This window comes from Leptotrichia rugosa, from assembly GCF_041200005.1.
Classification (GTDB): Bacteria; Fusobacteriota; Fusobacteriia; order Fusobacteriales; family Leptotrichiaceae; genus Leptotrichia; species Leptotrichia rugosa.
Map to the genome: position 1 here is coordinate 772,679 of NZ_CP165644.1, position 24,546 is coordinate 797,224.

Here is a 24,546-nt window from a genome sequence, read left to right on the forward strand (position 1 = left end):
AAATTTTATTAAAAATATAAATTTATTATTTCAAGAATTATTTTTTTCTGATTTCAATTATCTTTTGTGCTAAATCAAAGGGAACTTCTTCATATTTTAAAAGTTTCATTTCAAAATATCCCTTTCCTTTTGTCATCGATTTTAAATCGGTTGCATATTTAAATGTTTCGGCCATTGGAATTTCAGCTGTAATTTTTTGCTTAGTTGATTTATGAGTGTCCATACCGATGATTTTTCCACGCTTTTTGTTAATGTCCCCCATTATATCCCCGATACAGTTTTCTGGCACAAAAATTGTAAGTTCCATAATTGGTTCGAGCAAAGTCGGTTTAGCTTCAAGCATTCCTTTTTTAAAAGCTAAATTTGCTGCAATTTTAAAAGCCATTTCTGAAGAATCCACATCGTGATAAGAGCCATCATACAAAACTGCTTTTATATTTGTGACAGGATAATCCGCTAAAACTCCGTGGGCAAGTGATTCTCTTAATCCTTTTTCAACAGCTGGAATATATGATTTCGGCACCCTTCCTCCAGTAATAGTTTCTTCAAATACAAAATGTTCATCGCAAGGAGAAAATTTGATAAGCACATCTCCATATTGTCCGTGTCCTCCCGATTGCTTTTTATATTTTCCTTGAACATCCGAATTTCCTTTAATGGTTTCACGGTATGGCACTTTTAAGTCAACTGTTTTTATATCAACTCCGAATTTAGATTTTAGTTTTTCAATCAATGTGATGGAATGCAGTTCTCCTTGCACTCCCAAAATAGTTTGCTTAGTTTCCATATCCCTTTTCCAAGAAAAAGACGGATCTTCTTCCATAAGTTTGTTAAGTCCAGTCGACATCTTTTCATCATCGTTTTTATTTAGTGGTTCTATTGCAACCAAAAGTTGAGCTTTTGGAAAAGTGATATTTTTTTGTGCAGTTTCATTCTTATCAGTTGAAAGTGTATCCGAAGTTTGAGCATATTCGAGTTTCGTTAATAAAACAATATCTCCACAGACTCCTTTTTTTAAAATTTCCATTTTTCCAGCCACATTTGTTCCAAGTTTTCCAATTTTTTCATTTTTTTTCTTATTCAAATTATAAATTTCTGAATCAGGTTTTAGCTCTCCAGATAAAACTTTTGCATAAGAAACTTTTCCCAAAAATGAATCAATTATTGTTTTAAAAATTTGGCAAGTAGTTTTATCTTTTTTAGCATCAACTTTTGGATTGTCCATTGGTTCTGGCAAATAATCTCTTATCATGTCAAATGTTGTGTGAAGTCCGATGTTTTTTGTAGTTGAACCGCAAATAACAGGAATTACGCTGCAATCTAGTACACCTTTTCTAAGTCCAGCGTGAATTTCATTTGTAGTAAATTCTTCTCCATTAAAATATTTTTCCATCAATTCTTCACTTGTTTCAGCAACCGCTTCCAAAAGCATCTCACGAATCGGCAAAATCTTGTCGTCCATATCAGTTGGCATATCTGCATTGACACATTCAGAGCCATTATATTCACGGGCGAACATATCCACAACATTTATATGTCCTTTAAAATTAACGGCAACTCCCCAAGGTACATGAAATGGTGCGATTCTTTTACCATATTTTTTTCGTAGTTGCAAAAGAATCTTTTCATAGTCAGCTTTTTCACTGTCAATTTTATTCACGAATATGAATCGTGGGATGTTTCGGCTATCAGTGAGCTCAAGAGCGGTTTCAGTTCCGACAGCTAAGTCAGCCGTTCCGTCAACTGTGATAATTGCTCCATCACATGCTGCAAGTCCAGATTCAAGTTCCCCAAAAAAATCAACATATCCAGGCACATCAAAAAAATTAAATTTGAAAGATTGATATTCAATTGCATGTAGGGCAAGAGAACTGCTTATTTTAACATTATCGCTAGAATTAGGAATTTTATTTGTAAGTTTTGCCGTAAATTCAAGAGCGGAAGTCATATTACTTTTTCCAGCACCGCTTTCTCCCAATAAAGCAATGTTTCTAATGTTATTGCCATCATATATTCTCATAATTTTCTCCTCTCAATTAACAATTTTCTGCTAATATAAATAAAAATTTAATTCTCTATACTAAATTTTAACTTGAAATACGAAAAAAACAAGAGATAAATTAAAAAAAATCTTATGATTTTATATTTTTTAATTTTTTTATAAGTAAAACAAAATCTAAAAATAGTATACTTACAGTGAAATTAAAACTAAAAAGATGTAAAGAATTCATTAAAAAAAGAGAGGAGCAAAATATGGATGTTAAAGAATTTAAAGATTTAGTGGAAATAGAAAGCAAAGAAACGAATGAAAATAATCAAAAAGTTGGAACGAGAGAAGAAATTTTAAAAAGTCTTAAAGGTCTAATGATTAGTAATGGAGCAATAATTTTTGATAAAGAAAAAGAAAAAAATAAAGAAGAAAAATTTTTTAAATCTTGTTCTGGGAAAGAAACTGTAAATATCATTATTTCTGGAAAAACTGGAGTTGGAAAAAGTTCGCTAATTAACTATATTTTTGGAAAAGAAGTTGCTAAAATTGGAGTTGGAATGCCAGTAACTCAAGAAATAAAATGTTATCATCTAGAAAAAGACAATGTAAATTTATACGACACAAAAGGAATTGAAGCGGAAGACTATGAGCAGACATTGGCAAATATTCAAGATTTTTTGGATGAAAAGCAAAAGTCTAAAGATGAAAATGAGCATATCCACATTGCTTGGCTTTGTATTAGCGAAAAAAGCGGCAGAATTGAAACGGCTGATGTAAGACTTTTGGATATTCTTGAAAATTGCGGAATCCCAACGATTGTTGTATTTACAAAAAGAGATACTTTGAAGGAATCTGAATTTGTGAAAAAAGTTATTGATGAAAAAATTCTGGAAAAAGCAAGAGCATTTGTGAGAGTTCGAAATGTTAAAGAAATGTTTGAAATTGATGATGAAATAGTAGTTTTAAATCCAAAAGGCGCACAGGAACTGTTGCACGAAACATATAAATATATTTCAGAAGGCAGACAAAACGCAGTAAAAAAAGCTCAAACTATAATTTTAAAGGAACGGCTTGAAACAATGGCAAAAGAAGCTGCTGATGCGACAAATAAATATGCTTTTCTTGCAGCTGGAATCGGAGCAACACCATTACCATTTCCAGATTCAATAGCTCTTGCGGCGTTACAGACAAAAATGATAATTGATATAAATACAATTTATCGTGTAGACGCAGGAACTCATACTTTTACCGACATTGCGGCGGCACTAATTTCAATAACAGGTATAGCGCAAATTGGAAAATTGGCTGCAAATTTGTTAAAAATTATTCCAGTTATTGGCTGGGCTGCAAATGGAGCGGTTGCTGGAAGCATTACAGGAGCAATTGGATTAGGTTATTCAGAATATTTAAAAAATAATGTGAATAATGAAACTGGAGAAATTATTTTAGACTTAGATGACTTGAAAGAAAATTTCTTAAAATATTTTAATGAATTTAAAAATATGAAAATATTAAATAAAAATGTTAAATAAAAAATAGAAAGAAAAAATAAAAAGAAAAAAGGGAGAAAGATGAAGCGGATATTTATTTCATTTTGTCGGAGCAATGACAAAAATATTATAGAAAAATTAATAAAAAATGTAACAAAGTCAGATTTTATCCATTGTGAAATGATAGTCGGAAATACAGTCTATGATTATTCGGAAAAATTGAATAAAGACGGGAAAATGAAATGGTATCTGCCAAATCGTCTGGAAACAAGGACATATTTAGAAAATCGAGCAGAAATTTTTGAAATTAATTTTCCAGAAGGAGAGTTTGGAAAAATCCAAAATTTTGTGGAAGAATATTTTGAGAAAAATAATTATGATAAAAATATGAAAGTTTTCACAATCGGAGATTTTGGTTTTGGAAATGAAAAGTATGTGAAGGGAAGTTTCAGTAAAAATATGACTATTTGTTCAAATTTTTGTTTTGAAGTTTTAAAATATATTGTGAAAAACTATTATGCGAATAATCAAAAATTTAATGAAAAAATTGATGAGATACAGAAAAAGTATGATGAAAAGCGGGAGTATATTACGTGGTTGTTTGAAATGGGGGAGATGATGAAAATATGGAATTGAATATAAAAAGGATTAAGGAATCTGATTATCAAAAAATTTTTGTTTTGACGGATATTCACGGAAGATTTGATCTATTTAAAAAAATGATAAGAAAAATCAAATTAAAAAAGAAAGATTTGCTATTGATTCTTGGAGATAGTTGCGATAGAGGAGAATTTTCTTTTGAGTTGTACAATTGGTATAAAAAGATGATTCAGAAAGGTTACAATATCATTCATTTAATGGGAAATCACGAAAATATGCTTTTCAAATCAAAAAATGATGAAACTTATCGTTTAAATTGGGTATATAATGGCGGAAATAAAACAATAAAATCATTTTTTAAACATCAAAATAAAGTAAAAACAATTAATGAATATTGGAAAAATGATAAATTTTATGAAGAAGAATGGCTATTTAATTTTATTGGGGAAATGCCACACATTGCTGAAAGTGAAAATTATTTATTTGTTCATGCGGGAATTGATTTTTCTAAAAGTTTAGAAAATCAAGAAATTAAATATTTATTGTGGACTCGAGATGATTGGTACAAAAAAAATAATACAGCAAAAACCGTATATTACGGACATACACCACAAGAAGATATAACTGTCGAAAATAATTGTATAAATCTGGATGCTGGATGTTTTTTTACTAATGTTTTAAGATGTGTTGAGCTGAAGGAAAAGAAATTATATGTTTTGGAGAAAAATAAGATTAAAGTTGAAGAATTTTGGGATAGAAGATTTTAACAGAAAAATTGAAAAAAAGAGTATCCAAAATTTTATGTAAACTCAAAGTATGATATATGGTGCAGGATAGTATTTTGTATTATCCTGTTTTTATAAATATTCAAAATAGGGAGCATAAATTCCACTCCCTTAAAACGATATTTCCCTATTTTTACAAAATTTCAAATTTTAAAATTTATAAGTGTACCCCAAAGAAAATACACTCACTTTTTTATCATATTTAACTTTCGATTTATCCAATTTTATTCCATGGGTTATTTCTGTTTCTCCGTTTTCTGAATTATATTTAACATATCCAACACCGAATTTCCATTCGTGATTTTCTGCCGGCTTGAATGTCAATCCTGTCGTGTAAATTTGTGCATTTATGGCATATTCTGTATCGTTGTATGATTGTTTTGGAGCTCCTGTGTGAGCATAGTTGTATCCTGCGTGCCAAGTCCATTTTGGTGAAAATCTGTAGTCAACTCCAAAGTTCACTTCATGTCCGTCTCTATAACTTAGTCCATCTATATTTGCTGCTTTATTGAAATAATGAATATATCCGCTAGAAACAGTCCAGTCATTAATATCTTTAGAAACTCCTAACGACAATACTCCTGGTAAATCTCTTCTTGAATTTACACCATTTGCATATTTAGGATAAAAATCTGACAATCCAATTTTTTTTCCAGCTAATGTCATATTTGTACTTTCAACCGCTTTTGTCTTAAATTTCAATTTTACAGGCGTTTCATATTTTACAGCAAAATTCAACGTATCAGTCGCTTTATAATCTAAACCTAATACTGCTCCAACACCATCTGCTTTTCTTCTGGAGTCTAAATACAAGTCATTTCCTGTCAATCCAACTCTTGCACCAATAAATGGATTATACCCGAAAGAAGCGTGTCCATTTAATTTCCTCAAAGCGTGGACATATTTTATTCCTCCGCCAATCGAGAATTTATCTGTTATTTTGTGTGCTCCACCAAGCATCAATTGATAATATCTATTTTGTCCGCTAAATTGATTTTTAGTAACTTTAGCCCCCAACAGTCCTCGTGTCATATTATCAAATGTTTCTGCCGCCAAATCTATTCCAGCAACTCCTTCATCATATTTCAAAGTGGCTCCTCCCGCAATAACACTTACATTTGCAAAAATTGAAGTTCCTTCTTTTTTCTGTAAATAATTAAATGACGGTGCTCCGGCATATCTGTTTGAAGCCAATTTTTTTCTATTCAATGTCATTGATTCCTGAATTATAGAATTTTGCATATTTGCATTTATATATTTCCCATCTTCTAAAAATACTGTTCCTGCCGGATTATAAAAAATTCCTTCCACTGTTATTTTACCAGTTTGCGATGGATTTTGAAAGTATGAAGCTGAATTATTTGAAAGATAGTCCATACTTACTGCTTTTAATGCCAAAGTACTTAAAAGCGCTGTTAATATTATTTTTAATCTCATTTTTTTCCTTTAATCTCCTTTAATTTTTTCTAATTTTTTATTTATATAAGTTTGTTATTAAAAAAATCTTTAAGTATTTCGAGATAGCAAATAAAACAGATTTTAAATTGTAACTTATATGTTTGTCGGATTAATATAACATATGTTATATTAATTGTCAAGACAAATTATTTGGTAATCAAATTTTTTTGAAAAAGTTTTTCAAATAAAAAAGTTACAACAAAATAATTTCATTATTTTATCATAACTTTTATATTTTTATTGCACATAAACTCCAAAATCTTTATTATCAATCAAAATTTCAATATTTTTTTTATCTTTATATTTCGGATAGATTTCTTTTAAAAACCAAGAAACTAATTCTTCATCCCGTTCAATTTGGGTACCATTATTTACGAACACACTTACAACTAGCTCTTTGAAATGTTTTATTCCCTGCTCAATATCATTTAAGATTTGCTCTTTCGTCTGTCCTTTTGTACAAATCATTAATAGACACATCTGATATTCTCTTTTCAATTTTTCTAAAACTCTTTCATTCAAGATAAAATTTTTCTTCAAAATCTTAGTCCTATAATCATTGTCAAAAGTTTCCAATCCAAATGCAAATCTCACTTCCTGTTCAGAAAAATACTCCCTAATCTCGTTCAATCTGTTTAAATAACCAAAATACGCCTCAAAATAAAGTATTTTTATATTTTTTTTCTTACAAATTTCCTTTATCTTTTCCATCGTTAATTTATTCAGCTCAAATACTGAGCCAGAATTTATTACTTCCAAAACCCCATATTTTCCAGTAACTTTGCTTAAAGCTTCAAAATTTACTTTCGTCATTTCCTTTTCATTATTCGTATTATCCAAGATGTAGTTACAAAAAGCACAGTTTCCATACATACAGTTAAATCCTTTTAATAACACGATTTCACGAGGATTTTTCTCTTTTATTACACTATATCTTTCCATTTCCCATTTATGTTCCTTTTTATTTTTTAAATAATTTATCTTTTCTATGCCAACATAATTTGTAAAGAATTTATTAATTATATAAATTCAATATTAATCACTTATTTTACCTTGTTTTTTCCATAAAGTCGCAATATACACAAAAGGTGTGTCAAGCAGTGAAATTACGATTTTTAATAAATATGTTGAAAATATGATTCCGATTACTGTTTGTAGAGGATATTTTCCTGTAAATGCTAAAAACGAAAATACGATATTGTCTAAAATTTGACTTATCATTGTACTCGCATTGTTTCTAATCCAAATATCTCTATAAGATGGTCTAAATTTTCTAATAAATTGATAAGACCAAATATCAAATGACTGAGAAACTGCAAATCCGCACACACTTGAAATCGCAAGTCTTGGCATAAACCCAAATACTGCTGATAAAGCACCTTGCATCTTATCATCAGGTGAAACATTTATTTTTAGTACAATTTGCATTATAAATGTCGTAAATAACATCGCAGCAAAACCTAATGAAACCACTTTTCTAGAATAATGTTTCCCTTCGTTTTCTGTCAAAATATCCGATGCCAAATAAATTCCTCCAAATGCGATATTTCCCATTGTGATGCCATCAAAACCAAACAAGGTCATCATTTTTCCAACTTGAATGTTAGCTAAAACAATTGATAGCGGTACAACTGACAACAGTCCTCCTTTTCCCCAAAATCTGTAAGCAAGTACAACTGCCGTAAAATTTAAAATTAAATATGAAAGCCACAACAATTCATTTACTCCGAATCGAAGCTGGCTAAAAAAATTAAACATTTATTTCCTCCTTAAAAATTTTTACAAATAAAAAAACACATATCCTTTTGAAAATATGTGTTTACAAAAGGTTTTTTTTAACGATGGATTTTCCCAAACATCGAAATATATTTTATCAAAATATTTTAAAAAAATCAAGAAATTAAAATATTTTAAAATAAAATTAATTTATTTTTTTGAAAATTTATGTTTGTTGTCTCTCAAAATTTTAAGGTTTTTTTTAGCATGTTTATCTCCAAGTGCTGCAGCTTTTAAAAACCATTCTTCAGATTCATGATATTTTCCTTCTCCAGCATAAATCATTCCTAGATGATTCATCGCATTTGTATCACCGCCCCAAGCCATTTGAGAATATACTTTTTTCTCTTTTTGCGTTTGTTTAGTTTCGTTGTAGAATATTAAAAGATTATTTTTAGCATTTTCACAGTTTTTTTCCACAGCTTTCAAATAAAATTTTTCAGCTTCTTCAAATTTTTTATTATCTTGAAGTAAAACGGCAAGATTGGTCAAAGCATTGAAATCATTGTGTTCTATCGCAATCAAATAATATTTTTTGGCATTTTCATAGTCTTTTTCTCCAGCGTAAAGATAGCCTAGATTATTAGCATAAGAAAAATCATTTTTTTCAATTGCACGTAAATACCATTTTTTAGCATTTTCATTGTCTTTACTATTTTGGAAGATTAAACCCATTTCATTCATTGCCTCTGTATCGCCATTTCTTATTCTTTCCATATATTTTTGAAATAATTTAGTATTTTCATTAAATTCCATTTTTTCCCCTTTCATAAAATTTTTTAACAATATTTAGCAAGAAGTCTCCTTCTTCTATAAGTGGGAGATGAATTGCAGAATATAGCTTGAAATAACAGCTCTTATATGGTATAATACTCATAGTCAGGGCAGGGACTGCCCGAAGAGCTTGGTAAATATATTTGGCTAGCAAAAACAGATACTTCCCAAGAAGCTCCCTCTTCTACAAGTGGGAGTAGTTCACAACTATACCCACTTAAAGAAGTGGGTATAAATTTTATAAAGTAAATAATTTATTAAATGCGTTTTTGGATAATTCGATGAATTTTAAGAGTTCATTTTGAGTAAAGGTTGCTTCTTCACCAGTTCCCTGAATTTCTACAAATTCGCCTTTATCCGTCATGATGATATTCATATCGACATCTGCTGCGGAATCTTCCTCATAGTCTAAATCCAAAATTATCTCATTTCGGACTTTTCCGACGCTTATTGCGGCAACTTTTGATTTTATTGGAATTTCTTTTAATTTATTTTCATCAATTAACTTTTCAATTGCGAGTTCCACAGCTAGATAAGCTCCTGTGATTGAAGCAGTTCTTGTACCGCCGTCCGCCTGAATGACATCGCAGTCGACCATAATTGTTCTATCTCCCAGTTTTTCAAGATCAATTACAGCTCTAAGAGATCTTCCAATAAGCCTTTGGATTTCCATTGTCCTACCTGAAATTTTTCCTTTTATAGATTCCCTTTGGACACGGGTGTTCGTTGCACGGGGAAGCATACTGTATTCAGCGGCAATCCAGCCTGAGTGAATCCCTTTGGAAGAATTATCCATTTTTAACCATCTTGGAATTTTTTCTTCAATCGTCGCATTACAGATGACTTTTGTATTTCCAAATTCAATTAAAACTGAACCTTCAGGATGAATAATGTAGTTTTTTGTAACTTTAACTTCTCGCATTTCATCATTTTTCCTATTATTATTTCTCAACTTGATTTTTTTCTCCTTTTAGATTTTTTATTTATTTTTGTAAAGTGGAAATTTTTTAGTCAATTCCAAAACTTGTTTTTTAACTTCTTCTATAACTTTGTCATCGTCAATATTATTTAGAACTTCTAAAATGAATTTTGCAACAAGCTTAGTTTCTTCTTCTTTAAATCCACGAGCGGTAATCGCTGGGGTCCCAAGTCTTACTCCACTTGTGATAAATGGTTTTTCAGGGTCGTTTGGAATAGCGTTTTTGTTACAAGTTATCCCAGCTTTTTCTAATTTTTCTTCCGCCAATTTTCCAGTGACTTTCATTGGTCTTAAATCAACTAGCATCAAGTGATTGTCAGTTCCGCCGCTTACAATTCTAAGTCCACCTTCTGTAAGCTCTTCCGCCAAGATTTTAGCATTTTTAGCCACTTGAATTTGATATTCTTTAAATTCAGGAGTCAACGCTTCTTTAAAAGAGACAGCTTTTGCTGCGATAATATGTGCAAGAGGTCCACCTTGAATTCCAGGAAAAATTGTCTTATCAACTTTTTTTGCAATTTCTTCATTATTTGTCAAAATAATTCCACCACGAGGTCCTCTTAAAGTTTTGTGAGTTGTAGAAGTTACAACATCAGCGTATTCCATTGGATTTGGATGAACTCCAGCTGCAACAAGTCCCGCAATATGAGCCATATCGACCATAAAATAAGCGCCAACTTCATCAGCAATTTCTCTAAATTTTTTAAAATCAATAATTCTTGAATAAGCACTCGCACCTGCAACAATTATTCTAGGTCTTTCTTTTAGTGCAATTTCACGCACTTTGTCATAATCAATTAATTCAGTTTCAGGATCCAGACCATATTCAATACCAACATAATTTTTTCCAGAAAAATTAATTTTATATCCATGAGTCAAATGTCCACCAGAACTAAGTCCCATTCCCAAAATTTTATCCCCGGCATTTAAAAGTCCAACATAAACTCCCATATTAGCTTGAGAACCTGAATGTGGCTGAACATTCGCAAATTTTGCTCCAAAGATTTTTTTCAGTCTTTCAATTGCCAAAGTTTCAACAATATCGACATTTACACAACCTCCATAATACCTTTTTCCAGGATAACCTTCCGCATATTTATTCGTAAAAACTGACCCAGCAGCTTCCATCACAGCTTTTGAAACAAAATTTTCAGAAGCGATTAGCTCAATTCCTTCTTCTTGTCTTTTTTCTTCCGCTTTTATAGCATTATAAACTTCAATGTCACAATCTTTTATATAACTCATTTTTTCTCCTTCTATACTATTTGTACCATATTAAATTAAATTTATTTTTTTATCTATTTTTTTATTTGAACTTTTCTATAATTCTGATAAAGTATTTTTACTAAATCATATTCAAATGGCGAATTCAAATCCCCGTATTTGAAATTTATTAATGAACGCAGGTTAAGCCCTGTAACGACAGGTCTTGTAAATCCATACACAGTCTTGTCAAAGACACCTGTGTCAAAAAATAATTTATCTTCAACGTAACCTCTGGCTGCACCTTCCATTGCACCGTCAATTCCACTTCCAATAGCATCTCTAACATTACTTGGACCTACAAGAGGCAAGATCAAATAAGCTCCGCTTCTAGCTCCATAATGTCCAAGTGTTTCTCCCATTGTTTCGTAATCTTTTTTCATTCCCATTTTAGTTGCCACGTCAGTAACTCCCAAAACTCCAACAGTCGAATTTACTACAAATCTTCCCAGCGCATTTACTGCTTTTCCAGGTTTTAATTGTAACATTGAGTTTACAAAAGTCGGAATTTCTTTAAAGTTGCCGAAAAAGTTTGAAATTCCTGTTCTTATAGGTTTTGGAACAATTGCTCCGTAAATTCTTGACACTGGATAAGCAATTTTTTTGTCAAACTGAGTATTAAATGCGTACATTCTTCGGTTAAATGGTTCAAGCGGGTCGTTTATTGTGCCACCCATTCCAGTTAAATCAAGAACTTTACTTGATACTATGTATTCGTCGTCCAATCCTTCAATATTATTCGCCAAATCCCCATAATTATCCTGTTCAAAAGCAATATATCTATTTTTATCAATTTTTTTCTTTTTAGTTTTCAAATTTGTAAGTTTAAATTTTTCCACATTATTTTGAGTCGGAATATCCTCTTTTTCATTTACGAATTCTATATAAATATCGTCATTTGCTTCTTTTACTGATTCATCTAGATAGCTAACTGTATTGACATTTTTTGTTTCTGGATAAAATTCGTCAGCATCTGCATAGGATATTGTACAAGCCGCAATAACGGTGCTAAATATCATAATTTTATTTTTGTTAAATTTTGTCATTTTATTCTTCCTCCAATTTTTCTACCATCAAGTTTGCCATGTCGCTATGCCAAAGAAGTCCTGTATGTCCTCCAAACGGCATTAAAACTCTATTTGAAAAAGTATTTTTTATGTAGTCCAAATCGCTTTGTGTAAGTAAAATATCATTTTCTGAAGTAATAAAGACAATGTTTTTGTTATTTTTTTCTATAAAATCTTTGTGGCTTCTTAAATCAAAATCATTTAAAAATTCATCTGGTGTCAAGTTAGGATGCTTATATTTCTTTAAATAAGGGTATAAAAGCTCTTTTGCATATTCTTCAAATGAAACTGAAAGTCCTTCTTGAAATTCCTTTGTTATAGAATCAAACCTTTTGTAATGTTTTTTGTCAGAAAGCCTTCCGTAAGCATCGTTTCCGCTGAAAACTTCACCCGCAAAAGTCATATTTGCCGAATAAAATCTAAATAGAAGTCCAGTTAATATCTCAAAGTCTTTTTCTCCAAGATTTAATTTTCCAAGTGATGCAGAAATATTTGTAGAAGAAAAATCATTTAATTTAACGGAGTCGTCATTTACAATTTTAGAAAAAATATTATCTAAATATTTTTCCAAACTTTTTGCATCAAAAATCCCATTTTTTACTAAAAATCCATCCAATTTTTTAGTTGCTGTAAGAATACTTATTGGAGAATTTAGAAGCAAGGATTTTTCTATTCCAATTCTTTTTTTCTCACTGTCTAATTCCTGTAGCAAAAGCGATTGAAATCCACCTAAACTATATCCTGAAACATAGGTTTTTGAGATTTTCATACCATGTTTTTTTTCTTCAGAAATAGCTCGTGTAATTAAATTGTACATCTGCTCAGTTTCGTCTTTCATATATCCCCCATACTTATTCATACCTTGAGATACTATGTAAGGCATTGTTGTAGGTGAACTAAACGCTATTACATTGTAACCTTTATCATAAAAGACATTAGCTAAATAAAGTGACATTCCACTGTTGTAAGTCGATCCAGTTCCTGAAATAACAATCATAAGTGGTGCTTTTTCCTTTTGTTCCCAAACGCCATAATCATATATGCTCCATTGTCTTAAAATTTCAGGTATTTTTTTAGTAGGTTTAAATTTTTTTACTTTAGGTCCTTTCGCATGTTTAAATTTATAATACTGTTCTGTCGGTGTTCCTAAGACAGTTGATATTATAGCACTTTCTTTATAAGGATAATCAGCTGCTATTTGCGAAATATCAGTTTCGGAAAATCCAGTAACTGAAATTACTAAAAAAATAGTAGCAAGTAGTAATTTTTTTAACATATTTTTTTGTGAAAAATTTAATATTTTCCACACACGCTCCTTTCTTTTCCTAAAAATTTTTTATATAAATTTGCTTATACATATTTTATCAAAAATAAACCAAAATTTCTAGAAAAACTTTTGTTAAATTAGAAAAAACACATGTTATATATAGTTAACTTACTATATGTTTACTGAGTTTTTAAAAATTTTTTTAAAAATAAATATATAATTTCTTGAAAATTTGAAAAAAAACTAGTATAATAAATATGGTAAGTGAAAATTTCACATATTAATTTGAAAGGACAATAAAATGAAAAAAAGACCTGTAGTTTTAGTAATTTTAGATGGTTGAGGAATTAATCACCACGACGATCAAGTTAATGGAATAAAAATGGCGAAACCATTAAATTTTGAAAGGTATAAAAGGGAATATCCTTTTACAGAACTTCGTGCTGATGGAGGACATGTTGGACTTCCTGACGGACAATTTGGAAACTCTGAAGTTGGACATACAAATATTGGATCTGGTAGAACAGTTTTTCAAATGCTTCCAAAAATTTCAAAAGCAATTAACGATAGCTCAATTTTAGAAAATGAAGTTTTGGAAAATGTGATGGATACAACAAAAAATAATGGTAAAGCTCTTCACATTTTAGGACTTGCATCTGATGGTGGAGTTCACTGCCACATCGACCACATTATTGGATTAGTTGACATGGCAGCTAAAAAGGGGCTTACAGAAGTTTATGTTCACCCTATTACAGATGGAAGGGATACAGCGCCTGAAAGTGGAGTAAATTACTTAGCTCAGTTGCAAGAAGGTTTGGATAAAATTGGTGTTGGAAAAATCGCAACTATAATAGGAAGATATTATGGAATGGACAGAGATAACAACTGGGATAGAGAAAAATTAGCTTATGATGCACTAACTATTGGAGAAGGAGAGGTTTATCCAACTGCAAACGAAGCTGTTAAAGCGTCTTATGCAAAAGGTGTAACTGATGAATTCGTAGTTCCTGTTAAAATTGGTTCAAAAGACAATGGATTAATCAAAGATGGAGATGGAGTAATTTTTGCAAACTTTAGACCAGATAGAGCAAGACAGCTTACCAGAATATTTGTTGATCCAGAATTTAAAGGATTTGACAGAAAAGTTTATCCTAAAGTAAACTTTGTTACAATGGCTCAATATGATGCGACATTTAATTCACCAATCGCTTTCCCGCCTGAAAAAATAGTAAACTGCTTTGGAGAAGTTGTTTCAAAAGCTGGATTAATTCAAGTAAGAACTGCAGAAACTGAAAAATATGCACATGTTACATTTTTCTTTAATGGTGGAAAAGAAGAACCTTATCCGGGAGAAATAAGACTTTTAACTGATTCGCCCAAAGTTGCAACTTATGACTTGCAACCTGAAATGAGTGCTTACAAAGTAAAAGACAGATTAATTGAAGAATTAAACACAGGAAAAGTTGATACAGTTATCTTAAACTTTGCAAATCCTGACATGGTTGGACATACAGGAAATGTAAATGCAGTAATTGAAGCTTGTCAAGCTGTTGACAACTGCCTTGGACAAATTGTAAGAAAAGTGCTGGAAATGGACGGAGTATTATTTATAACTGCAGATCACGGAAATGCTGATTTATTAGTAAATCCAGAAACAGGAGAAGCTCATACAGCGCATACTACGAATCCTGTTCCATTTATCTTCGTTTCAAATGATATGAAGGATGTTAAATTGAGAAAAGGTGGAAGATTAGCTGATATTGCACCTACAATGTTAGAACTTTTAGGATTGGAAAAACCTGTTGAAATGGATGGAAGTAGTTTGATAGAAAAATAAATTCTTTTAGTAAAAAAAAATTTTGTATTTTTGAATAATATATGGTATCATATTATTATAAATTAGTTAAAAAAATATATTGGAGGAAAAAAAATGGGACTATTTGATTTATTTAAAAAGGGAAAAAAAGAAGAAGCAAAACAAGAGTTTGAAGGGAAAATAATCGCACCAATTTCAGGTACAATCATGCCTTTATCTCAAGTTCCTGATGAAGTATTTGCTCAAAAAATGGTAGGAGACGGAATTGCAATTGAGCCTAACGGATCAGGTGTAATGTTAGCACCAGCTGCAGGAAGAGTTGAAAAAATCTTTGATACTAATCATGCATTTAGTATTGTGACACCAGCAGGAGTTGAAATTTTTGTTCACTTTGGGATGGACACAGTTCAATTAGAAGGAAAAGGATTTGAAAGAGTTGCCGAAGAAGGTGCAGTTGTAAAAGCTGGAGATCCATTAATTAAATATGATTATGATTTCTTAAAAGCAAATGCAAAATCAATAATCACACCAGTAATTATTTCAAACTATGAAGACTACAGTTCATTAAATCCAGTTGAAAGCGGAGTGGCTAAAGCTGGGGAAACAGTAGTTTTAGACATTCAAAAATAGTTAATGAAGGAAATAACTCTTTTAGTTGATTCTAAGGGAGTTATTTTATTTTACAGAATATTTTTATTTTATTTAAAAATTATCTTAATTGACTAATCAATGTTATTATAATAAAATTTAGGAGAAAAATATAGATGAAAAAATATAAAAAAAGTATTTTGCTTGTAATGGGACTTATGATTTTTGCAAGTTGTGGTAAAAAAGAGCGAAGTTTTAAATCGGCTCCTAAGCCTAAAATCGTGTCAGCGATTGATGAAAAGGTGAAAAAATTGACAGAAGCGGCTCAAAAAGGAGATGTTGCGGCACAAACTGAGCTGGGGGAAATGTATCTTTTTGGAAAAGGAGTTCCAAAAGATCCCAAAAAAGCACTTATGTGGTCAACAAAAGCGATGAAAAAAGGAAATGAAATAGCGACTACAAATGTGGGAATAATATATTTTGAAGGATTTGGAGTCAAAACAAATTATAAAAAAGCATCTGAATTGTTTAATAAAGCTATGGACAAAGGAAATATGAACGCTGAAATGAAAGCTCCTAGATATTTGGGAATTATGGCACAAAAAGGTCTAGGTACAAAAAAAAATGTTGAAGATGCAATTTTTTATTATGAGATAGGAGATAGTGCAGGAGATATTGTTGCTCAGTATAATTTAGCAAAAATTTATGAAAGTCAAAATAACTATGAAAGAGCGATTGAACTTTACAAGAAGGCTGAAGAAAGAAAAGATGCAGATGCAGCGCCAATGCTAGTTGCACTGGGAGATTTATACAAAGAGGGAAAAGGTGTGGCTAAAGATACTAAAGAAGCTAAAAAGTGGTATGAAAAAGCAGCGGAGGCTGGAAGTAAAGAAGCGAAATTAAAATTAGAAAAATTATAAAATAAAATATAAAAAAATTATCAAATTTTAAAAAAATGTGATATAATAATATATAGTATAAAAAAATAAAAGTATGAAAAAGAAAATTTTTAATACGATAAAACGACCAATTGTAAAATTAAAATCAAATAATTGGTCAAAAATATTATAAAAGAAAAAAGGAAGGTAATTTTAAAAGATGCAAAAATTTGAAGATTTTGGATTAAGTACAGAAATGCTTAATGCACTAAGTAAAAAAGGATTCGAGGAGCCAAGTGAAATACAGAAATTGGTACTTCCCGAATTATTAAAGGAAAGAACGCACTTAATAGGACAAGCACAGACAGGGACAGGAAAAACAGCGGCATTTGGCATTCCAATCCTAGAAACTATTAAATCTGATAAAACTGTTAAAGCGTTAATTTTGGCACCTACAAGAGAACTTGCAAATCAAGTGGCAGATGAAATTTATTCGTTAAAAGGTGAAAAGGATTTAAAAGTATTGGCAGTTTATGGTGGCGCATCTATCGAAAATCAAATTAGAAGGTTAAAGTCAGGAGTTGACATTGTTGTTGGAACACCTGGAAGAGTTATAGACTTGATGAATAAAAAAGTCTTAAAAGTTAATAATTTAGATTATTTCGTATTAGACGAAGCAGATGAAATGTTAAATATGGGATTTGTTGAAGATATTGAAGAAATACTTAAAAAGACAAACGACGAGAAAAAAATGTTATTTTTCTCAGCAACGATTCCTAAACCAATTTTGGCGATAGCTAAAAAATTTATGCCAGAATATAAATTATTAAAAGTTGCAAAAAAAGAATTGACTACAAATTTGACGGAACAAATTTATTATGAAGTTAAGCAAGAGGATAAATTTGAAGCGCTATGCAGAGTTTTGGACTATGAACAGGATTTTTATGGAATTGTGTTTTGTAGAACAAAATCGGAAGTTGACGATGTTACAAATAAACTGAAAGCTAGAAATTATGATGCTGAATGCATTCACGGGGACATCACTCAAGCGTTAAGACAAAAAGCGCTAGATTTATTCAAGAAAAAAGTGTTGACGATTCTTGTGGCGACAGATGTTGCGGCAAGGGGAATAGATGTAAGCAATTTAACACATGTAATTAATTATTCAATTCCACAAGAAGCTGAATCTTACGTTCACAGAATTGGAAGAACTGGAAGAGCTGGACAAAGAGGGATTGCAATTACATTTGTTACACCTAGGGAAGCTAGTAAATTAGCTCAGATAAAAAGAATTACAAAAACTGACATCAAAAGAGAAGACATACCAAATGTGGAAGAAATTTTAAATGCTAAAAAAGAAGCATTAATCGCTTATGTTGAAGAAATTATAAAAGAAGACGACCACAGCGCTTACGATGAATTGGCAAATAATTTACTCCAAGGAAGAGACCCAAAACAAGTGTTGGCATCTGTGTTAAGACATGTCTATGAAGATGAGTTTCTACCTGAAAATTACAGTGAAATTCAAGATGTGAAAGTTAAAATTGCGGATAAAACAAGATTATTTATCGCACTTGGCTCAAAAGATGGTTATAATGTGGGAAGGCTATTAGATTTACTTCATAAAAAGGCAAAAACTCCAGGAAGAAAAGTAAAAGATGTAAAAATTATGGATAAATATTCATTTATAACAGTGCCGTTGCAAGAAGCGGAATATATTATGAGAGCACTAAATTCTAAAAAAGATTCTAAACCTTTGGTTGAAGAAGCTACAGGCGGAAGAAAAAGCGGAGGGAATGAGAAAAAATCTTCTAAAAAATCTGGAAGAAAAAATCATCAAGTAAAAAAGTTCTTCAAAAAAGACAAAAAAGATAAAAAATCTAAGAAAAAGTCTAAAAAATAAATTTATGAAAAGTGAAATTCCTGTTAATTTTAAATTGATGGGAATTTTTTTCTAAAATGACAAAAAAATAATGAAAAAAGGTTAAAAATATGATATAATTTTGGAAGTTAAGTTAAAACAAAGAAAGGAAATTATAAAATGAATAACGAAGAAAAAAAAGAAAGTTACGATGAATTAGTCTATAAAGCAAATCCGTTTGCAGATACTGCGATGATGAAATTGGAAGCATATGCATATTTTTATGGACTTAATCCTCAAAAAGCTACAAAAGCTCGAGTGCTAGAGTTAGGGACATCTTTTGGAGGAAATTTAATTGCTCAAGCGATTAATTTTGAAGATAACTATTATGTTGGTGTGGATTTGTCACATGAACAGATAAAAAAAGGAAATGAAATTATAAAAAAATTGGGATTAAAGAATATTGAGTTACATCAAAAGGATATTTTGACAATTGATGAAAGCTTTGGTAAATTTGATTATATAATTTCTCATGGTGTTTTTTCATGGGTTCCGAATGATGTAAAACATAAAATGATAGAAATTTGTAACCAAAATCTGAATGAAAACGGAATTGCATATTTGTCATACAATACTTATCCAGGTTGGAAAGAAGCCTCAAAAGTAAGAGATATGATGATGTACGTAAATAAATTTTATCCAAACCTTTCATTGCTTGAAAAAACAGAAAGAGGAAGATTAGTTGTAGAAATTTTTAAAGAACAGATAGAACTTTATCCAGATTTGAAAGAAAGAAGCAAGGGTTATTTAGAATGGATGGATAGTGTATTAAAACATAAAAATTATTACCTTGGACACGAATATTTAGAAATGTTTAATGATCCACTGTACATTCACCAATTTGCTGAGCTAGCTGATAAAAATGGATTAAAATATTTTACTGATACAAATCTAAAATTATCAATGGCAACTTCTTATAAAAAGGAAACTGTAGAAAAGTTACAGCAGTTGTCTGGCGGAGATAATGTAATCAAAGAACAATGTATTGACTTTATCTTGGATACAAAATTCAGAAAATCACTTATGTGTAAGAAAAGTCAAACGGAGAAATTAAATTTTTCTGAAAGTATACCTAATACAATAATTGACACTCTTTATTATGTGATAAAAAATAAAATAGAGATAGCCGAACTTGAAGACAAAGTTTTGGAAGAGGCATTAAAACATTTGCTTAGCAAAAAACATGGTGAATTTCAAATAGAAGATGCGAAGAAGTTTTTAGAAGATAAAGATTTAAATCAAGAGCAAAAAGATAAAATAGTTCAAGAAATAAGAGGATTTATTTTAAATAATGTAATAACAGGAAACCTAAACTTTTATTTGACAAGAATTGAAAGAGTAAGTTTTGTGGAAAATGAAACTTATGTTCCAGAAAAATTTATCAAATATGTGGAAGTTATTTTAAGTGAAGACGGACAATATATCGGAATTGGAAACTTTAAAAATGAAATTTTCCCTGTGGATACCATTGAACTCTTACTTTTACAGCAGTTAAAAGAACCCACAACTAAAGATAAATTAATAAGTGAATTAGAAAAATTGGGACTTAAGAGAATGGTTGATGGAAAAGAGGAAGATGTAGATCCAGCTGAATATTTAGAAATGTTTTTGGAAAAATATGAAAATTTGAATTTTTTCAAAAGAAAATAAATTTATAATATAAAAAAATAAAATATATTATAATTTTAAATTTTTTTTAGAATGATATTGACTTATGAAAAAATAGGGATATACTTAAAGTAAAGATATCAAAGTTAAATATAAATACAGGGGTGCTATAATGGCTGAGAGTAGTCTTTTGACTTAACCCGTTTAACCTGATACGGATAATGCCGGCGAAGGGAGTATTTTTTTAATATTACAATTTAATATTAATAAATAAATAAATCTCCTTTTGTTTTTAATATAATTTGAAAGGAGATATTTTTATGTCTAATAAAATCAATGCAAGTGTTGCAATTCAAGTTTTGCCGAATACTTGCGAAAACAAAGAAGTGGTAAGAATAGTGGACAAAGTTATTGAGTACATTAAAAGTAAAAATTTAGAAATGGTAGTTGGACCTTTTGAAACGACGATTGAAGGAGATTATGATGAACTTATGAACATTGTTAAAATGTGTCAAATTATTGCAGTTGAAGCTGGAGCGGAAAGTGTGATGTCGTATGTCAAGATAAATTATAAGCCGAGAGGAGAGATACTCACAATTGAAGAAAAAATCAAAAAATATATACAGTAAACTATTAAATAAAATCGCACCACTAATTATTATTTTATGTATCTTAATAAAGTGGCAAATATTGTCAATTACAGGAGTTGTACCAAAATTTATGCTGCCTTCGCCTTTTGATGTAATAAAGGCTTTTGTAAATGATTTTCCACTTCTTGTGCACCACATGAAGGTTACACTTGTAGAAGCTTCTTTAGGACTGGGAATGGGAGTGATTTTAGGTTTTTTAGTCGCAATTATTATGGATATGTTTGAATTTTTTTACAAGTCCATCTATCCAATTTTAATAATTACTCAAACTATTCCAACTGTTGCGATTGCACCACTTTTGGTACTTTGGCTGGGGTATGGAATTTTACCCAAAATTGTACTTATTGTTTTAACTTCATTTTTTCCGATAACAATAGGACTTTTGGATGGATTTAAGTCGGCGGATAAAGATGCGCTAAAACTTATGAAAACGATGGGAGCAACACCATTTCAGAATTTTGTCCACATAAAGCTTCCAAGTTCGATTGGATATTTTTTTGCGGGACTTAGAATATCTGTCAGCTATTCAATTATAGGCGCAGTTGTTGCTGAATGGCTGGGCGGATTTGATGGACTTGGAGTGTATATGACGAGAGTCAGAAAGTCATATTCATTTGATAAAATGTTTGCAGTGATATTTTTAATTTCAATAATTAGTTTATTTTTGATGTTTGTTGTAAAAAAAATTCAAAAATTGAGTATGCCTTGGGAAGAAGCTATTTGATTTTGAAAAAAGGAGAGCTTTATGAAAAAAAATTTTATTAAAATCTTAATTTTAATGGTAATACTGATATTGTCAGTATCTTGTGTAAAAAAATCTAAAAAAATAAGAATAGTTTTGGATTGGACACCTAATACTAATCACACAGGACTATTTGTCGCAAAAGATTTGGGATATTTTAAAGATGAGGGAATCGATGTAGAGATTGTGCAGCCGCCTGAAGGAAGTACAACAGCACTAATCGGAGCTGGTGGAGCTGAATTTGGAATAAGCTTTCAAGACACACTGGCAAAGTCATTTTCGTCTGATGCACCTGTTCCAGTAACAGCGGTCGCAGCAATAATCAATCACAACACATCTGGAATTATTTCGCTAAAAGAAAAAGGCATAAATACGCCAAAAAAATTGGAGGGTAAAAGATACGCAACTTGGGATGATGAAATTGAAAAAGCCATTTTAAAAAAGATGGTTACCGATGACAACGGAAATTTTAATAACGTAAAAATGATTCCAAACACAGTTACTGATGTTGTGACAGCACTAAGAACAAATATTGACGCGGTCTGGGTTTACTATGCGTGGGATGGTGTTGCAACGAAGCTTGCGGGTCTTAAGACAAACTTTTTAAAATTTGTGGATTATGGACCTGAGCTTGACTTTTACAGTCCTGTAATTATTGCAAACAACGATTATTTGAAAAAAAATCCAAATGAAGCAAAAAAAGTTTTAAAAGCAATAAAAAAAGGCTATGAATATTCAATCCAAAATCCTGAAAAAGCAGCAAAAATTTTGGTAAAAAATTCGCCTGAAATAAATCCAAAATTAGCGCTTGCCAGTCAAAAGTGGCTAGTTTCACAGTATAAAGGAAACGCTAAAAAATGGGGAGAGATAGATAAAAATAGATGGGATTTATTTTACAGTTGGCTATATAAAAATAAATTGATTAAAAAGCAAATTCCAAGTGGATTTGGATTTAGTAATGAGTATTTGGAATAAATAGTTGAAAGAGAAAAAAATGTGAGAATTTTAATAAGCATTGGAGAAAATTTTTATTCAAGCATAAGAAGTTCATTAAATTAGTAAAGTAAATGTTTAGGAGTTGTCTAATAAGTTTAATTTTATAAAACAGCTCCTTTTTTATTAAATTTGTATAATGAATTAAAGTTTTAATTTAGACTAGTTCAAATTCTGACTGTGCCTTTTCCATTTCAGTATACATTTTGTAATATCGTCCTTTATTTTCCATAAGCTGCTCATGATTTCCAATTTCTTCGATTATCCCGTCGGACATAACTATGATTTTGTCATAATCTTTTATTGTATTGAGTTTGTGGGCGATTGTAATTACAGTTTTATTTTTTGTAAGAATATTGAGAGATTTTCTTATTTCGTATTCATTATCAGCATCAAGTGAGGCTGTGGCTTCATCAACTAAAATAATTGGGGTATCCTTTAATAAGGCTCTTGCAATTGAAATTCTCTGTTTTTCTCCACTAGACAAAGTAGAGCCGCCTTCTCCGATTACAGTGTCGTATCCATTTTCGCTTTCCATTATAAAATCGTGGCAATTGGCATTTTTAGCTGCATTTATCACTTCTTCCCTTGCAGCCTTAGGTTTTCCCAGCCTTATATTATTTTCAAAAGTGTCATTTACCAAGTAGACATCTTGAAAAATCATACTTATATTTGTAAGCAGTTCTTCAGGATATATTTTTTGGATATTTATTCCGCCAATGGTAATTTCGCCAGACTGGCAGTCCCAGAATCTTGCAATAAGGCTGGTAACAGTTGTTTTTCCAGAGCCTGACGAGCCGACTAGGGCAGTTTTTGTCCCCTGTTTTGCTTCAAAAGTGATGTTTTTTAGAACAGGAGTGTCTTTTTCATAAGAAAAACTTACATTCTGGAATTTTATATTGTAATTTGGTAAAGTAACTTTTTCAAGTTCATAGGAAATTTCCTTTTCATTATGTACATTTATCAGTTTATCTGTGGCAAGTTTCAGGTATTGAATAAAAGTATATTGTGTAGAAAAGGCTTTTAGCACGTTTGAAAGTGAAAGTCCAATAATTATGTATGAAAAAAATTCAACTTTATTAATGGAAGAAGCCATAAAAAGCTGTGTAGACACAAGCAGAAGCAAGGCAAAGGAAATATCCGTGATAAGCTGAAAAATCATGACATAAGGGGCAAGAGCAATTTCAGTATTTATACTTTCCCTTTTCAAATCATTAAAGCTGTCCTTTAGTCTTTTAAATTTTTCCCCAGTCAGATTGTATGCCTTAAAAAGCTCCATTCCAGCGATATATTCCACCATCCGTGAAACAACATTATCCATAGTATGCTTCTTTTTCAATGCTATTTTTGCACCTTTTTTTGTTCCCAGAATGACAAATACTAATCCAGTCAACGAGATTATCAGTTGTAGTATAGCAAGTAGGGGAGAAATTGCAAATATAATTAACAGAAGATAAATTGTCAGTATGGATAACTTTATAATTTCTGATGTGCTGTGAGTTATAACCTGCTCAAAATCTTGTAAATCATTTGTCATAATATTAATAATATTCCCAATGTTATGACTGTTAAAGTATCCCAAATTCAAGTTTCTCAAATGATCCCCCATCCTGATTCTCAAATCCTGAATAATTTTAGCCCCTTCACTTTGAATCCCAGTATATCCGATACGATTTAATACAAATCTGCAAATAATTGCAAAAATCATAATAAAAGTATAGATTATCAACTTTTTCATCGTAAAATTATTATTCATCAAATCAATAATTGTAAAATAAAACATTGCGTAGTTCATCATATAAAATAAGGCATCTATTGTTAGAAAAAATATTGGCTTTTTAAGATTTTTATATTTATTTCCAGCAAGAGTTTTTATATTTCTAATATCGTTAATCATTATC

General features: G+C 30.6%; 21 protein-coding genes and 1 riboswitch. Of the genes, 11 read left to right on the plus strand and 10 right to left on the minus strand.

All coding sequences use genetic code 11. The annotated features are described in order from the left end of the window. Positions 1-37: 37 nt before the first annotated feature. On the minus strand, positions 38-2,020 hold the full coding sequence (locus AB8B22_RS03865) for an elongation factor G (RefSeq protein ID WP_369711723.1): 1,983 nt from the start codon (positions 2,018-2,020) through the stop codon (positions 38-40). A gap of 233 nt (positions 2,021-2,253) precedes the next feature. Between AB8B22_RS03865 and AB8B22_RS03870 the strand changes: the two genes are divergently transcribed. The 3 genes from AB8B22_RS03870 to AB8B22_RS03880 are packed head-to-tail and all read left to right on the plus strand — an operon-like array spanning position 2,254 to position 4,847. After that, complete coding sequence (locus tag AB8B22_RS03870; RefSeq protein WP_369711724.1) at positions 2,254-3,522, plus strand: YcjF family protein; 1,269 nt, start codon at positions 2,254-2,256, stop codon at positions 3,520-3,522. 39 nt (positions 3,523-3,561) lie between these two features. After that, entirely contained in the window at positions 3,562-4,116 is a 555-nt protein-coding gene (locus AB8B22_RS03875; RefSeq protein WP_369711725.1) for a hypothetical protein, read from the plus strand. Continuing rightward, a complete protein-coding gene (locus tag AB8B22_RS03880) occupies positions 4,107-4,847 on the plus strand; it encodes a metallophosphoesterase (protein WP_369711726.1) in 741 nt (246 codons plus the stop codon). The genes AB8B22_RS03875 and AB8B22_RS03880 overlap by 10 nt, the downstream gene beginning before the upstream one ends. Before the next feature lie 168 nt (positions 4,848-5,015). On the opposite strand, the gene AB8B22_RS03885 is transcribed toward AB8B22_RS03880, so the two are convergent. From AB8B22_RS03885 to AB8B22_RS03920, 8 genes are all read right to left on the minus strand, one after another. Beyond that, entirely contained in the window at positions 5,016-6,302 is a 1,287-nt protein-coding gene (locus AB8B22_RS03885; protein ID WP_369711727.1) for an OmpP1/FadL family transporter, read from the minus strand. A gap of 258 nt (positions 6,303-6,560) precedes the next feature. After that, positions 6,561-7,265, minus strand: coding sequence for a radical SAM protein (locus AB8B22_RS03890; RefSeq protein WP_369711728.1), 705 nt, complete (start codon positions 7,263-7,265; stop codon positions 6,561-6,563). Between the two features lie 93 nt (positions 7,266-7,358). Further along, a complete protein-coding gene (locus AB8B22_RS03895) occupies positions 7,359-8,081 on the minus strand; it encodes a queuosine precursor transporter (protein WP_369711729.1) in 723 nt (240 codons plus the stop codon). A 168-nt stretch (positions 8,082-8,249) separates the two neighbouring features. Next, entirely contained in the window at positions 8,250-8,855 is a 606-nt protein-coding gene (locus tag AB8B22_RS03900; RefSeq protein ID WP_369711730.1) for a tetratricopeptide repeat protein, read from the minus strand. A 256-nt stretch (positions 8,856-9,111) separates the two neighbouring features. After that, the gene (rph, locus tag AB8B22_RS03905) at positions 9,112-9,825 is read right to left on the minus strand and encodes a ribonuclease PH (RefSeq protein ID WP_094080674.1); all 714 of its coding nucleotides are present in this window, start codon (positions 9,823-9,825) and stop codon (positions 9,112-9,114) included. Between the two features lie 27 nt (positions 9,826-9,852). After that, positions 9,853-11,097, minus strand: a complete 1,245-nt coding sequence (glyA, locus tag AB8B22_RS03910; protein WP_369711731.1) for a serine hydroxymethyltransferase — start codon at positions 11,095-11,097, stop codon at positions 9,853-9,855. A gap of 53 nt (positions 11,098-11,150) precedes the next feature. After that, complete coding sequence (locus AB8B22_RS03915) at positions 11,151-12,161, minus strand: VacJ family lipoprotein (RefSeq protein ID WP_369711732.1); 1,011 nt, start codon at positions 12,159-12,161, stop codon at positions 11,151-11,153. Between the two features lies 1 nt (position 12,162). Then, positions 12,163-13,458, minus strand: a complete 1,296-nt coding sequence (locus AB8B22_RS03920) for an alpha/beta hydrolase (RefSeq protein WP_094080837.1) — start codon at positions 13,456-13,458, stop codon at positions 12,163-12,165. Between the two features lie 337 nt (positions 13,459-13,795). Between AB8B22_RS03920 and gpmI the strand changes: the two genes are divergently transcribed. The 8 genes from gpmI to AB8B22_RS03960 all read left to right on the plus strand — a co-directional run bounded on the left by gpmI (position 13,796) and on the right by AB8B22_RS03960 (position 22,627). Further along, positions 13,796-15,286 (plus strand): 2,3-bisphosphoglycerate-independent phosphoglycerate mutase, encoded by a 1,491-nt coding sequence (gpmI, locus tag AB8B22_RS03925; protein WP_369711920.1) that lies wholly within the window; start codon positions 13,796-13,798, stop codon positions 15,284-15,286. Between the two features lie 93 nt (positions 15,287-15,379). Next, the gene (locus tag AB8B22_RS03930; RefSeq protein WP_369711733.1) at positions 15,380-15,895 is read left to right on the plus strand and encodes a PTS sugar transporter subunit IIA; all 516 of its coding nucleotides are present in this window, start codon (positions 15,380-15,382) and stop codon (positions 15,893-15,895) included. A 134-nt stretch (positions 15,896-16,029) separates the two neighbouring features. Further along, entirely contained in the window at positions 16,030-16,773 is a 744-nt protein-coding gene (locus AB8B22_RS03935; RefSeq protein WP_094080670.1) for a tetratricopeptide repeat protein, read from the plus strand. 178 nt (positions 16,774-16,951) lie between these two features. Next, a complete protein-coding gene (locus AB8B22_RS03940) occupies positions 16,952-18,634 on the plus strand; it encodes a DEAD/DEAH box helicase (protein ID WP_369711734.1) in 1,683 nt (560 codons plus the stop codon). Between the two features lie 138 nt (positions 18,635-18,772). Beyond that, positions 18,773-20,302: a methyltransferase regulatory domain-containing protein gene (locus AB8B22_RS03945; RefSeq protein WP_094080668.1), complete on the plus strand. Its 1,530-nt coding sequence runs from the start codon at positions 18,773-18,775 to the stop codon at positions 20,300-20,302. Between the two features lie 108 nt (positions 20,303-20,410). Next, a riboswitch (TPP riboswitch) is annotated at positions 20,411-20,513 on the plus strand. A 67-nt stretch (positions 20,514-20,580) separates the two neighbouring features. Next, complete coding sequence (locus AB8B22_RS03950; protein WP_094080667.1) at positions 20,581-20,889, plus strand: thiamine-binding protein; 309 nt, start codon at positions 20,581-20,583, stop codon at positions 20,887-20,889. Continuing rightward, on the plus strand, positions 20,858-21,634 hold the full coding sequence (locus tag AB8B22_RS03955; protein WP_094080666.1) for an ABC transporter permease: 777 nt from the start codon (positions 20,858-20,860) through the stop codon (positions 21,632-21,634). Before AB8B22_RS03950 ends, AB8B22_RS03955 begins: the two co-directional genes overlap by 32 nt. 21 nt (positions 21,635-21,655) lie before the next feature. Beyond that, positions 21,656-22,627: an ABC transporter substrate-binding protein gene (locus AB8B22_RS03960; RefSeq protein ID WP_369711735.1), complete on the plus strand. Its 972-nt coding sequence runs from the start codon at positions 21,656-21,658 to the stop codon at positions 22,625-22,627. A 175-nt stretch (positions 22,628-22,802) separates the two neighbouring features. On the opposite strand, the gene AB8B22_RS03965 is transcribed toward AB8B22_RS03960, so the two are convergent. Beyond that, positions 22,803-24,542: an ABC transporter ATP-binding protein gene (locus AB8B22_RS03965; RefSeq protein ID WP_369711736.1), complete on the minus strand. Its 1,740-nt coding sequence runs from the start codon at positions 24,540-24,542 to the stop codon at positions 22,803-22,805. Between the last annotated feature and the right edge of the window lie 4 nt (positions 24,543-24,546).